This is a genomic window from Streptococcus mitis B6 (assembly GCF_000027165.1).
GTDB classification, from domain to species: Bacteria; Bacillota; Bacilli; order Lactobacillales; family Streptococcaceae; genus Streptococcus; species Streptococcus mitis_AR.
The window spans coordinates 374,881-387,892 of the sequence record NC_013853.1 but is presented as its reverse complement, the minus strand read 5'-3'; the positions used below and the strand labels follow the sequence as shown (position 1 = coordinate 387,892).

The 13,012-nt window shown below is 38.2% G+C and carries 11 protein-coding genes; all 11 read right to left on the bottom strand.

The window, feature by feature from the left end:
* Nucleotides 1-56 precede the first annotated feature (56 nt).
* Nucleotides 57-218: a hypothetical protein gene (locus SMI_RS02050; RefSeq protein ID WP_164925495.1), complete on the bottom strand. Its 162-nt coding sequence runs from the start codon at nt 216-218 to the stop codon at nt 57-59.
* A gap of 36 nt (nt 219-254) precedes the next feature.
* Nucleotides 255-2,933: a TOTE conflict system archaeo-eukaryotic primase domain-containing protein gene (locus SMI_RS02045; protein WP_000260080.1), complete on the bottom strand. Its 2,679-nt coding sequence runs from the start codon at nt 2,931-2,933 to the stop codon at nt 255-257.
* Between the two features lie 239 nt (nt 2,934-3,172).
* Entirely contained in the window at nt 3,173-3,967 is a 795-nt protein-coding gene (locus SMI_RS02040; protein ID WP_001183260.1) for a Fic/DOC family protein, read from the bottom strand.
* A gap of 123 nt (nt 3,968-4,090) precedes the next feature.
* Complete coding sequence (locus tag SMI_RS02035) at nt 4,091-4,258, bottom strand: DNA cytosine methyltransferase (protein WP_164925541.1); 168 nt, start codon at nt 4,256-4,258, stop codon at nt 4,091-4,093.
* Nucleotides 4,259-4,315: 57 nt separating this feature from the next.
* Nucleotides 4,316-5,125 (bottom strand): hypothetical protein, encoded by an 810-nt coding sequence (locus SMI_RS02030; protein WP_001243417.1) that lies wholly within the window; start codon nt 5,123-5,125, stop codon nt 4,316-4,318.
* A gap of 6 nt (nt 5,126-5,131) precedes the next feature.
* On the bottom strand, nt 5,132-7,198 hold the full coding sequence (locus tag SMI_RS02025; RefSeq protein ID WP_001291423.1) for an ATP-binding protein: 2,067 nt from the start codon (nt 7,196-7,198) through the stop codon (nt 5,132-5,134).
* A gap of 12 nt (nt 7,199-7,210) precedes the next feature.
* On the bottom strand, nt 7,211-8,374 hold the full coding sequence (locus tag SMI_RS02020) for a DNA cytosine methyltransferase (RefSeq protein WP_000573847.1): 1,164 nt from the start codon (nt 8,372-8,374) through the stop codon (nt 7,211-7,213).
* A gap of 74 nt (nt 8,375-8,448) precedes the next feature.
* Nucleotides 8,449-11,100, bottom strand: a complete 2,652-nt coding sequence (locus tag SMI_RS02015; RefSeq protein WP_000032177.1) for a valine--tRNA ligase — start codon at nt 11,098-11,100, stop codon at nt 8,449-8,451.
* Complete coding sequence (locus SMI_RS02010; protein WP_000550037.1) at nt 11,093-11,671, bottom strand: AAA family ATPase; 579 nt, start codon at nt 11,669-11,671, stop codon at nt 11,093-11,095. The genes SMI_RS02015 and SMI_RS02010 overlap by 8 nt, the downstream gene beginning before the upstream one ends.
* Complete coding sequence (locus tag SMI_RS02005; protein ID WP_000196170.1) at nt 11,671-12,231, bottom strand: GNAT family N-acetyltransferase; 561 nt, start codon at nt 12,229-12,231, stop codon at nt 11,671-11,673. The genes SMI_RS02010 and SMI_RS02005 overlap by 1 nt, the downstream gene beginning before the upstream one ends.
* Nucleotides 12,218-12,796 (bottom strand): flavin reductase family protein, encoded by a 579-nt coding sequence (locus tag SMI_RS02000; protein WP_000813807.1) that lies wholly within the window; start codon nt 12,794-12,796, stop codon nt 12,218-12,220. The genes SMI_RS02005 and SMI_RS02000 overlap by 14 nt, the downstream gene beginning before the upstream one ends.
* Nucleotides 12,797-13,012 lie beyond the last annotated feature (216 nt).

Below are 13,012 nucleotides of genomic sequence, written 5' to 3'. Positions count from 1 at the left end.
AAGAAAGACTTGTCAAGAAAAAATTGTAAAACACAAAACAAAAAACAGCGAACCTTTTATTTCTTTGCTACCCAGCCGATAGCATAGCTAGGTGGATTTTCGGTATCAATCCAGATAAATTCAATCCCGATTTCCTCATTTTTAAACTTAGTCAAACGAATACCATTGATTTCCAGTTCATTTAAACGTTGACCTGTCAAGACTTCTCGTTCTTTCAACTGGAAAGCATACATAGAAATTTTTAAAAATTTTCTCTATCGTAAACCTGCCACTATTTCAGAAACTATACTAGCTGATTCCAAACGTAATATGGTCATTTCATCTACCTTCCCTAATAATGGCATTGCGCCATACCAAACAATGATCTTGTTTACCAAAAGAATAGGCGTGACTATTTTTGATTGAGTAAAAGATACTTTAATTTTCTTACTCTTCAACTGGTCTAGCCATACTTTATCTGCAACCGTCTCTGGTATACATATCTCAATTTGACTAATCCTAAATTCTTTTAGAAAATTCATCAGTTTTGTCTGGTGCACATAAGGTAAAATAAGCATACACTCCTGTCTTTCCCCTGCTAAGTCCTCTCTCAACACATTCTCATATATACTATCAACATAAACGAATTGTTTCTCCTCACCCTCAATGACACGATAATCCATCTTTCGATAAGCTACTTGTCGTTTCTGAAACATCTTTTCTAAATAAGGAACATGAATATCCACATAATCGAAAATACGTACCAAAGACTTATCCTTGTAGTTTCTATGAATCCGACCTGCATACTGAATCAAATTATTTTTCCAAGAAAAGGGCGCTGCCAAGATAAGCGTGTCTAGCTGAGGCAAGTCAAAACCTTCGCCAATGTATTTTCCAGTAGACAACAAAACAAACCCTTTATCTAACTGTTCTAACGTCTCCAGTAAACTTGTTCTCTCTCGGACTTTGGTTTTTCCGCTAATAATATAAAAATCATCAACCTCTTTCTCTTTCAATAATTTTTCAAAGAAATCTATCTGTTGAATTCGATTGACTAAAACCAAGATATTTCGTCCTTCTGCCACTTGGGCTAGAATATCCTTGAGAATCAGCTGATTCCTCGCTGAGTCTGTAGCAATCCAATCACTAAGCTGTATAAAATTACTTGCTTTGGTCTTTTCAATCTCCAAATGACCAAAAGAAGTGAATCTTAATTGCAATTGCCGTTTAAAATCCGTTTCCCTCTTATCAGCAGTATGGATTATCTCACCAATTCTCTGAAAAACAATAGGCTCATGACCATTCTTACGCTCAGGCGTAGCCGTCAAACCGTAAAGATACTTCCCTCTAAACTGTGCCACAACTTTTTCAAACATCAAGGCAGACACGTGATGACACTCATCCACAATCATCATCTCATACTCATCCAAAAGACTTTGACTATTTTCCAACTTAAATAGAGATTGAATCATAACAACATCAACCAGTTTACTCAGCCATTTCTTAGTCCCACCGTACTGCCCAACATAGCCTATTACCTTTTCACGACCTGATGCCGTATAACGGATAGCTTCTTCCTCTTCGAAAGTCAACAAATGGTTTAAACGATCCAGCCATTGGTCTAAGAGTTGCTTATTATGAACTAGGATAATTGTTTTGGCCTTCCTTTCAGAGATGAGAGCAGCACCTAATACGGTCTTCCCAAAACCTGTCTCCGCATGAAGTAAACCATTTTCTTTAGAAGTCATATCTGACAGGGCTAACTCTTGCTCAAAAGTGAGTGCTCCCTTAAATTCCACTCTAATAGACCTTTGTACTTTTCTCCTATCCTCCACAACTACCTGCTTAAATTTATCTTGCAATGGATATAGCAAGCCTCTTGGCAGCCATAAATAATAATCGGATTCTCCAAATAAATACATTCTCTCAGGAATTTGATAGGTTGGCTGTCGCATAGCCTGCTTTAAATAAAATTCGGGATTAGAAAACGAAGCCATATTTTTCAAGAAAAACAGTGTCTTGGGTGTCACAGACGATTTTTCAAGTTGGATCATATTGGATAAGACGACCTTCAACTCCTTATCCAATTCTTGCTTGCCTAACTCCTCTTGGATTAACAGTGCCACTTTAGCAGTTGAAACCCTCTGAATTTCTTGTAGATACCTCCATTGGTCTTCATAAGGCTGAAAATGTTCATCCACAAAGACCGTTCGCCCTTGATAATAAGCTTCTCCTTGAAAAGGAAGGGCAATCAAATTACCAAATCCACCTTTAGGAAGGACATCCTGATTTGGAAACATGCGATCAAAAGAATCAAAGGACAGTTGCATACTTTCCTGCATTGCCAGTTCTAACAGTTTCTTTCCAAATAAGCGAGCCTCTCGACTCGGAATCGCTTCCTCAAAGAAGAACCAAATATGGAGTCCGTGACCCGAACGAGAAATCTCTAGATGAGCTTCCATCTGGCGTTCCCTGGCTATTCTTCGAATGGCTAAACCGGCTTCTTTCCAATCTCTTTCATCCAAATCCAGTACCAAAAAATAACAGCTATCATCTAAGTGCATAGGAAAGATACCGATAGCTGTCTCCCCACGAAAATGAGATTTCAAAACGGAATCCGTCAATGTCTGGAAACTCCGTTTTTCAGGTGGCAACTGCTTCCAACCATAATCATAGGATGGAAAATACTGAATTTTCCCTTGATCATTGATAAAACTCTTAGCATAAACATCATAACGGCCAGCAAACACGGAGGTAAACAATTGTAATTTTTCTTGCGTCGTCAAGTGACTACTTTGAAGTTGGAACATCTCCTCGAACCGAGAGCGTTCCATAACAAACTGACTCTTATCTTTAAGACGTTTACACAAGAAAAACTCACTATCCCCATTAAAAGAAGAAAAGACATCAAGTACTTCTACCACAATTCCATCCAAAGACACAAAAACAACCATAAAAGTCGCCTCCTTGATTCCTATAGGCTGATTATAACAAGAATAGCTGAAGTTGTACACGAAAATAAAATCCGAATAGCACTGAAAGTACGAGATAAATAGAGTTTAAACGAGCAGTCTATAAAATTCAAAAAACGCATATTATCAAGCGACCTAAAACTTTGATGATATACGTTTTCTTGTGAGAATATTTACTTCATTTTTTCTTAAAATTCAATGTTTACTCAGTATGAGGATTTTTAAAGATCGAGTTCTAGATACATCTTTTCTGATGACAGATCATTTTGACCACCGAGCAAGAGATTTTCAAAAAAAGCTGTTAAAAACTCAGGACGTCGCTGTAAAATCTTTGCATTATCTAATACCAAGGCATCACGAAAATACTTGGCATATTGCTGAAATGGTGTATTATCAATATCAAAACCAAACTCACGAAGATACTGAATCAAAAAGACCGTTACCGTCCGAGTGTTTCCTTCGCGAAATGGATGAATCTGCCAGATTCCTGAAATAAAATGCTGGATTTTTTTAACCATATCCGCCTGGGTTAGTGTCGCATATGCAACTTGTTTTTCCTGATTAAAATCATAATCCAAGGTCATTTGAATCATGGAGTAATCAGAGTACACAACACTTTCACCATTCAAAACAGGTTCATTCTTTGTGATATTAGTCTGACGAAATTGCCCCACCGGAATAGAGGTTTCAAATATATCTTGAAACAACTCCTTATGAATAGCAAGTAAGGTCGCAGGACTGAAGCTAAAGCCTCTTCGAGACAATAGTTCTACAATACGTAGAGAAACCAAGTCTGCCTCCTCCGTACTTGCATCAATGGTATGATGATAAGCCGTTGCATCCTCATAAACCTGCTCATAAGTCAGTTCTCCCCGGGACTGTTTCTCAGCCAAAGATTCCATATACTCTGATGGCACTAGATTGTCAACTTTCTGCAGACCAAAACCTATCCGCCATAAATCACATTTAGCTTCATAAGACAAGTTTGGATTATCAATGTTGTAAGTTGGTTGCATAGAAATATCCTTTCAATTGTTTTTCTGTGTCATCGGTAAATAGTGAAATGGGTATGGAATTGGCGAAAATTATAAAAGTCCTCACAATAGGTTCTATGAAGAGAAATAATGAAAGAGTTATATTCAAGATTCCATGCACTCATCAGAAATGTCCGTTGGACGAATGGTTTGATTAAACGAATAAATCTTGCGCACATACTTATCAAATTCATTGGCATACACCACTCTGAACTCATTGGTCTGTTCAAAAACCAACTCAATTCCCCTAACACTTGAGAAGAAAGCTACAATCTTGTACTTCTCAGAGCGGTTCGAACCTAGAGGGGTTGTTGTGTAGTAAGCTACTTTCTAAAGATTCAATTTGTCTCTCAAATCTCTTAAATCACGTCTATGCCTATCTAAATCATTTTCATATATTTGTATCCTAGGATCTTCATTGGATACGATATAGAAACAATTTCTTGTATGATCAAAAGCCTCTCTTACATGGGCTAGAGCATTTCGAATTTTTCTTTGCCTATCCCATTCTACCTCTATCTCTTTAGCTATAGAAAACTTAACACAATAGCTTTTTATATTCCCACTATAATCGTCATAGAATTGTTTACTTTTTAGCTTATCCTCTAACTCAGCGTGCTCACACATATACATTCCTCGAATAGCATTTAATTCGTCCCATCTTGCTAATCCAATATCTATAGAATCCTTAAATTTCTGCTTAACATGTTCAATCGTATACTTATCATCTGTCGCAACAGATATAAATGAAAAATTAGTAAATAGATTAATATTCTTCTCATCTTGTAATTTTTCAACAACTTTTTGAGAGATTGTAGAATACTCATTTCGAGAATATAATACAAAAAAACGCTTATAATTTTTTGATTTTCTCACCTCAACTAAATAGTCTAATCCCTTTTCAGCATCTGTTCCTCCCCCTAAATCAAAGTCAGAAATAAAAAAGTCATATCGTTCTTCTCCACCTCTTATCGTCAATAAGCGTTTTGCTTCTTTAATATCAGTAACAACTGTGATATTAGGTTGATATCCTTTAGATTCTATATGTTCTTTTACTGCTTCAAATCTTGTTTGATGAGGCCTCTTATTTATACCACTTATAGAATCTTCCAACCAAATCACTCTCACTTCATTTCTCAATTTCGCTTACTCCATTTTTATTTCAAAATTTACATTTGTTGTGTCTTGCGATACATCTATTTTCCAATTATACTCGTCACAAATTTCTTTAACCAAGTATAATCCGACACCTGTCCCAAAATTTTTTGAACTGACTCCTAGGTCAAATATTTTTTCAATAGGTGCTATCTTGATTGGTGCTGTGTCTGAGCTAATAACTAATTTATTTTCATTATCTAAAAAAGAACACTTTATAAAAGTTGCACCGTTATCAATAGCATTTGAAATTAAATTGTCTACTAAAATTGCAAACTCAAAAACATCTATTTCTTTTCCAAATTCTCCAACACCTATATCATCAATAATCCTTTTTTTATGCGGACTAACCTTAAGATAGCCCTTTAAATATGACTTAATATCAATTAGTTGCTTACCTATTAAATCGTATGTACCTAATTTCAAAAACTGTCTTTTTATAGTGCTAAGACGATCCGCACTTCTTTTAAAATCAATAATATATTCACTGACCCTATCATATTCCTTAGTTTTTTGAAAATCTTCAGCTAGATCACTAATGGTATAAACTAAGTTATCGCTAATTGTATTTAATTCATGAACAAATAATTCCTGTTTCTCCGGATCTTTTTCTTGCAGCATCACTTTTTGAAGAGTATTTTGCGTTTCTAATTGAGCATTTGTTTCTATCAAATGTTCATTTTTTTGTTCCAATATCTCAGCCTTTTGTTCAGCTATTCTTTTTTCTCTTTCTTCCTGTCGTCGAGCCTCTCTTTCCTTTCTTCTTTCTTCCCTCTCTATTTCAAGCCTTCTTTCATCCTCCATATGATCTTCAGCGCTAATTTGCGTAGCAATTTTATTTCTTTCACTAATCAATTTACTAATAATTGGTTTCAAAATATTAATTAGTAGCTTAACTCGCTCATCTTCTCTTGAAAATCCTTCACGAGAGGATGTTGAGATATCTTCAAGTTCATCATTATCCAAGATATCGAAGGATATTTCTCCTTCTAAATAGACTCTCATTGCTTGACTATTATCTAAATACTCAAGAAAGTTTTCCACCGCTAACTTATCACGAACATATAATTTCAACCTATTAGGTTTATGAACATCATTTTTAACAAAATTTGGATCATTTTGTCTAGCTTCATTTATATTTATTGTTGAATGAATACCGATCCAACCTTTTAGTTCATAGGAAAAAAGCTTAGATTCTCCAGAAGTAGTTATGAACCTTTCTCTACCTTCTATATTTTTAAAATCTTCTTTTGAAAATTTGACAACATCCCTTCGTTTGCTCCTGAACTCTTGATATTTGCTATTTGGAATTAATACACTTTTCGATAACCTACTGGATAAATTATTTTCTAAATCATTTTCAAAAAAGGCAAAAAAGTTTTTGAACGCTATTTTTTTCTCTACTTTTTCAAATGTTGCTCTTTGCCGAGAATCTGTAATATAGGCCACTTCTATCCCTGCATTAATATTATCTAAAAGATAGTAATCGGCCAAGCGAAGTTTTAAAGATTCGAATTTTGTCTCAGCAAACCCTGACATATTTACATCCACTAATTTAACAAGAGTTCCTGTATCATATTGTTCCCATAATTCTCTATTTTCAATTCCAACTTCTGAAGCATCTACTCTTATTAATTCTGGAACATCATTATCATTTTTATCAGTTGAATCTAACATCCATGCAGTTGTGACACCAGCTTTTTTTGAAACAATATAGTACTTTTTAGATAGAAATAACGTAGCTAGTTTACCTATCCCCTTGCGTCCTTTAATTTTATCTGACAATTCATTTTCAGACAAGCGCTTATTCCTACCTATTAATGCATATTTTGTAACCAAGTCATTATAAGACATGCCACTTCCATTATCTATTATCTCCAAAATAGATTTTTTCTTATTAATAGAATTAATATATAATTTTACATTTGTTGCGCCGGCATCTAACCCATTTGCTACAAGTTCAGAAATAGCACTCCATCTATTAGTGTACATTTGTTTACCAAGTAAATTTAAAGCATAGTATGAAAAATTGAATTGGATTGTATTTTTTTCTGACATATTAATTCCTTTTTACAAATTATTTTCTTCAAAGAAATCTTTTATTCTATTAGCTAAATGAATACTTAAAATTGGAGGAACAGCATTACCAATCTGGGTATTAATTGCTTGTAGACCTCCGACAAACTTATAATTATCTGGAAAAGACTGTATTCTTGCACCTTCCCTTGCAGTCAAAGCTCTATTTTGACTAGGATGAATGCACCGTAAGGAGGATGGAGTTGATAAATTATTTGTTATGGTCGTTGAAGGTCTATCCCACCACAATCTACCGTAAGTATTACTATATCCTGAGGTTAAATAAAGTACTCTATCTAACAATCCATCTTCTACCATTCTATTTATATCATTCTTACCTTGTCCTTCCTTAAGTGCAGCCATAATTTTCTGCAATCTTTGTCCATGATTACGACTTACATGATTAAATAATTGATCTTGATTACCTCTCATTAAAATTTGATAATCTGTTTGCGGATCTTCCACATATTGGTCCGCTCTGTCATTATTTCCTAAACTAGGTAAATCTCCAATAGCATCTCTTAAATTGAAGGGATTTTCAGAAGTACACTTTTCTGGAAAACTCCATTCAAACTCAATATTTAAATCATTTCTTACACCAATTAAAAAGACGCGTTCTCTATTTTGTGGAACACCGTAATCCTTAGCATTAAGTAATTCTGTATAAACGTTATATCCATGAACATTTCCAAAGCTAGATAAATCTTTAAAACTTTCTTTTACATTTCGAATAATTGGTCCATTTTGCTCGTTTTTCATGGTTAGCAAACCATAAACATTTTCAAATACAAACATTTTAGGTTGGATAAATGAAAGTATCCTTCTATATTCACGATACATTTTTGCTCTCTTATCATACTGTCTCTTGCCAACCGTACTAAAGGACTGACAAGGTGGGCCACCAATAACTAAATCAACTCTTTTTGAACTGATTCCTTTGGATTTTAAAAAATGTTCATCTATATTAGCAATATCTTCCTCAATCATAGTAACTCCAGGATAATTTTGTCTGAAAGCTTCTGCTGCGTCATGATTGAATTCATTTGCAAATCTAATGTTAAAGTCATTTCGGGAAACAAATTTATTATTTTTAATTGTATTCTGAAAGCCAAAAGTCAATCCTCCAGCACCAGAAAATAAATCTACAACTTCTATCATTTCTTACCCTTTTCAAAAAATATTCTCAGTTTCCATTATACCAAAAAACACGGCTCATCACCGTGTTTCTGTGTTTATTTCACCAACTTCTTCATCTCATCAATACGTGCTACTGTCGCGTCGTATTTGGCTTGGTAGTCGGCTTGTTTGTCGCGTTCTTTTTGGACGACTTCTGGTTTGGCATTGGCTACGAAGCGTTCGTTAGAGAGCTTCTTACCGACCATGTCCAGTTCTTTTTGCCATTTAGCGAGTTCCTTGTCGAGACGAGCCAGTTCTTCTTCGACGTTGAGGAGGTCTGCCAGTGGCAAGTAGATTTCTGCTCCTGTGATAACGCTTGACATAGCCAGTTCAGGCGCAGGGATGGTTGATGCGATTTCCAAGTGTTCTGGATTTGTAAAGCGTTTGATGTAGTTGACATTGCTGTTAAAGAAGGCTTCCAAGTCGCTATCGCTTGTCTTGACAAGGATGGTGATTGGCTTGCTTGGTGCTACGTTTACTTCTGCACGCGCGTTACGAACAGCGCGGATCAAGTCTTTGAGACTTTCGACACCAGTGTGAGCCGCAAGGTCTTCAAATGCTGGGTTGACAGTTGGGTATTCTGCTGTAACAATAGAGCCTTCTGAGATTTGTCCAAAGATTTCCTCTGTCACGAATGGCATGATTGGGTGAAGCAGACGAAGGATCTTGTCCAAAGTATAAAGGAGAACAGAACGTGTGATGACTTTCTCTTCTTCATTATCGCTATAAAGGACTTCCTTGGTCAACTCAACGTACCAGTCCGCAAACTCATCCCAGATGAAGTTGTAGAGGATGTGTCCAGCGACACCAAACTCAAACTTGTCAAAGTTGGCAGTTGCTTTTCCGATTGTTTCATTGAGGTTGTGGAGAATCCAGCGGTCTGTAACATTTCCAGCTTCCTTGTTAACAACTCTTTCGACATTAGCCGTTGCTTGCTCAAGAGTCAAGCCTTCATTGTTCATGAGGATGTAGCGAGAGATGTTCCAAATCTTGTTAATGAAGTTCCATGAAGCATCCATTTTCTCGTAAGAGAAGCGCACGTCTTGACCTGGTGCAGAACCGTTTGAAAGGAACCAGCGAAGGGCATCGGCACCATATTTCTCGATAACATCCATTGGGTCAATCCCGTTACCAAGAGATTTAGACATCTTGCGTCCTTGCTCGTCACGAATGAGACCGTGAATAAGCACGTTTTGGAATGGCTGACGACCAGTGAATTCCAAAGATTGGAAGATCATACGAGACACCCAGAAGAAGATGATGTCATAACCTGTTACCAGAGTTGATGTTGGGAAGTAACGTTTGAAGTCTGCTGAGTCGACATCAGGCCAGCCCATGGTTGAGAATGGCCAGAGGGCAGAACTGAACCACGTATCCAAGACGTCTTCGTCCTGAGTCCATCCGTCACCTTCTGGAGCTTCTTCACCGACGTACATTTCACCTTCTGCATTGTACCAAGCAGGGATTTGGTGCCCCCACCAGAGCTGACGAGAGATTACCCAGTCGTGAACATTTTCCATCCATTGAAGGAAGGTATCGTTGAAACGAGGTGGGTAGAATTCTACCTTGTCCTCTGTGTCTTGGTTGGCAATAGCATTCTTGGCTAATTGGTCCATCTTCACGAACCATTGTGTAGACAAGCGTGGCTCAACCACAACACCTGTACGCTCTGAGTGACCAACACTGTGGACACGTTTCTCGATTTTAACGAGGGCGCCGATTTCTTCCAACTTAGCAACGACTGCCTTACGAGCTTCAAAACGGTCCATACCTGCAAATTCAAAGGCCAAATCGTTCATGGTTCCGTCGTCGTTCATGACGTTTACTTGTGGTAAGTTGTGACGTTGTCCAACCAAGAAGTCGTTTGGATCGTGGGCAGGTGTGATTTTCACGACACCTGTACCAAACTCAGGATCAGCATGCTCATCCCCAACGATTGGGATGAGTTTATTAGCGATTGGAAGGATGACGTTTTTACCGATCAAGTCCTTGTAGCGTGGATCTTCTGGATTGACCGCAACGGCAACGTCCCCAAACATGGTCTCAGGACGAGTTGTCGCCACTTCAAGGGCGCGTGAGCCGTCTTCCAGCATGTAGTTCATGTGGTAGAAGGCACCTTCGACGTCTTTGTGAATCACTTCGATATCAGAAAGGGCTGTACGGGCTGCTGGGTCCCAGTTGATGATAAATTCACCACGGTAGATCCAGCCTTTCTTGTAAAGGTCCACAAAGACCTTGCGAACCGCTTTTGACAAACCTTCGTCAAGAGTGAAACGCTCACGAGAATAGTCTACAGAGAGCCCCATCTTGCCCCATTGTTCCTTGATGGTCGTCGCATACTCGTCTTTCCATTCCCAGACCTTATCGAGGAATTTTTCACGACCGAGGTCATAACGGCTAATGCCCTCACCACGCAAGCGCTCCTCAACCTTAGCCTGAGTCGCAATCCCCGCATGGTCCATACCAGGAAGCCAGAGCGTATCAAAACCTTGCATGCGTTTTTGACGGATAATGATATCCTGCAAAGTCGTATCCCAAGCGTGACCAAGGTGAAGCTTACCAGTTACATTTGGTGGTGGAATCACGATTGAATAAGGATTGGCTTTTTGATCGCCTGAAGGTTTGAAAACATCAGCATCAAGCCATTTTTGGTAACGACCAGCCTCAACCTCGGCTGGATTGTATTTAGGTGAAAGTTCTTTAGACATATGTTTGTCCTTTCTCTATTGTATTCATTTCATCTTGAATCTGCTTAGCAACTTCTTCTGCAGACAGATTCGTATTATTTATTTTAAGGTAGTGGTGCAACTCATTCGGTTGATGATGGGAATTTAATTGAAGTGTTTCAGCGGTATCTAAAATTTCTCTTTCAGATACCTCAATATGTCTTTTTAAGGGTTTGTGCTTTAATCGATTCTCCGTTCGATTTCGACGTAAACGCTCTTCAAGACTTGTTTCCAATTCCACAAAAAGAATCTCTTGATGATAGTCATTCAACAAATCCTGAATTTGCTTCAAATATATCAGCTGGTACTGATTTGAAAAATCAATCACGTCTGTTAAAATCACTGATCGCTGATTTCTTGCACTTGCTCCAAGGAAAGAAAAGGTCATTCCACGAACAAACTCCCACATCTCCTCTGTATAATCCTGATAGATTTCTAGTGCAAAATCGATGGCTTGATGGTTATAAAAGAGGGTAGAATCCGTCAGTCGAGATAGTTCTTGACCAATCGTCATTTTTCCTGAGGCTGGAGCACCAATGATGAAAAGATGCATCAAATCACCTCCCACTCACTCTTCAGCAAGCCATATATCAGACTGTCACAGCGGTTTCCCTTAACATCCTTTCTGTCCCTTATGCGGGCTTCGAGGGTGAATCCAAGCTTCTCTGCGACTCGTTGACTTTGGACATTGTAGCCAAAGCAGACCAATTCAATCTTGTGAAGGCCTAAATCTTTAAAACCTAGGTCAATCAAAGTTCGCGCTGCTTCTGGTACATATCCTAGCCCCCAATAGTCTGGGTGCAAGGTGTAGCCGAGTTCCAACACATCGTCTTCGTGACGATGGTTGAAATCAACAGAGCCGATGACGGTTTCGGTTCCTTTGACGACAATTCCATAACCCGCTGGGAGATTTTCCTTTTGATTGCGTTCAGGAAGGATATGCTCCAAATAATAAATCTCATCTTCCAAGGTCTTGACGGGTGGAAATGCTGCTGGATAGGCAACCTCCGGCAAACTAGCGTAGGCATAGACATCCTCAGCATCCGCCACTGTACGGACTCGTAAAACGAGACGCTCCGTCTCGATTCGTTCGGGTAGTTCAGCTCTTGTCATCTTTTTTTCTCGCTTTCTTGATAAAGCTTCCCATGGGGTCAACTCGGTCATCTAGATAACGGTAAACACGCTGATGGCCGTCGCCCATAAAGTAAGTTGGGGCAAAGCAGTCATTTTCAAAATGGCCTTTATCGTCCAAGAGTTCTGGATCAACCAGTCGCTCAAGAATCTTAGCAAAGATATGGCAGATTCCATCTTCCTCGATAATCCGATCTACCTGACAATCCAAAACTACTGGACAATCCTCTAAAATTGGTGCCTGAGTTCGTTCAGAAATTTCATAATGCACTCCCAAACGTTCCAATTTCTCCTGATGACTGATAAAACCAGCCTGCTCCATCTCGAGCATGAGATTTTCATCAGGGATATTCACAGTAAATTTTTGATAATGCTTAATCTGCTCTGCGGCATTCTCTTTCGCAACGATTCCAATCACAATCCAATCTCCTAGACTATAAGAGGAACTGCAGGTCGTGATATTGTACCCAAAGTTCTGGTCCTGATAGTCCAAGATGAAGATAGGAAAACCATAGTAGAGCTTACTTGTGTTAAAAGATTGCTTCATAACAACCTCCTTTTACTAAGACGCAAAAGAAAAGCCCTGCCATCTACATGACAGGGACGAATGTATTTATCCGCGGTACCACCCAATTTCGGGCAGTTGCCCGCAACTCTCGTCTTTAAAACAAAAAGACACTTTTATTTCATTTTTTCATCCATTAGCAACCAGTTTTGACACATTTGTGGACTTCTCAGCACTGCCACTTTCTGTAAAATGTGG

What these genes read in the sequence shown, in the direction of transcription:
- SMI_RS02045 (WP_000260080.1), bottom strand. Translation starts at nt 2,933, where the DNA reads ATGGTTGTTTTTGTGTCTTTGGATGGAATTGTGGTAGAAGTACTTGAT.
- SMI_RS02040 (WP_001183260.1), bottom strand. Translation starts at nt 3,967, where the DNA reads ATGCAACCAACTTACAACATTGATAATCCAAACTTGTCTTATGAAGCT.
- SMI_RS02025 (WP_001291423.1), bottom strand. Translation starts at nt 7,198, where the DNA reads ATGTCAGAAAAAAATACAATCCAATTCAATTTTTCATACTATGCTTTA.
- SMI_RS02020 (WP_000573847.1), bottom strand. Translation starts at nt 8,374, where the DNA reads ATGATAGAAGTTGTAGATTTATTTTCTGGTGCTGGAGGATTGACTTTT.
- SMI_RS02015 (WP_000032177.1), bottom strand. Translation starts at nt 11,100, where the DNA reads ATGTCTAAAGAACTTTCACCTAAATACAATCCAGCCGAGGTTGAGGCT.
- SMI_RS02010 (WP_000550037.1), bottom strand. Translation starts at nt 11,671, where the DNA reads ATGCATCTTTTCATCATTGGTGCTCCAGCCTCAGGAAAAATGACGATT.
- SMI_RS02005 (WP_000196170.1), bottom strand. Translation starts at nt 12,231, where the DNA reads ATGACAAGAGCTGAACTACCCGAACGAATCGAGACGGAGCGTCTCGTT.
- SMI_RS02000 (WP_000813807.1), bottom strand. Translation starts at nt 12,796, where the DNA reads ATGAAGCAATCTTTTAACACAAGTAAGCTCTACTATGGTTTTCCTATC.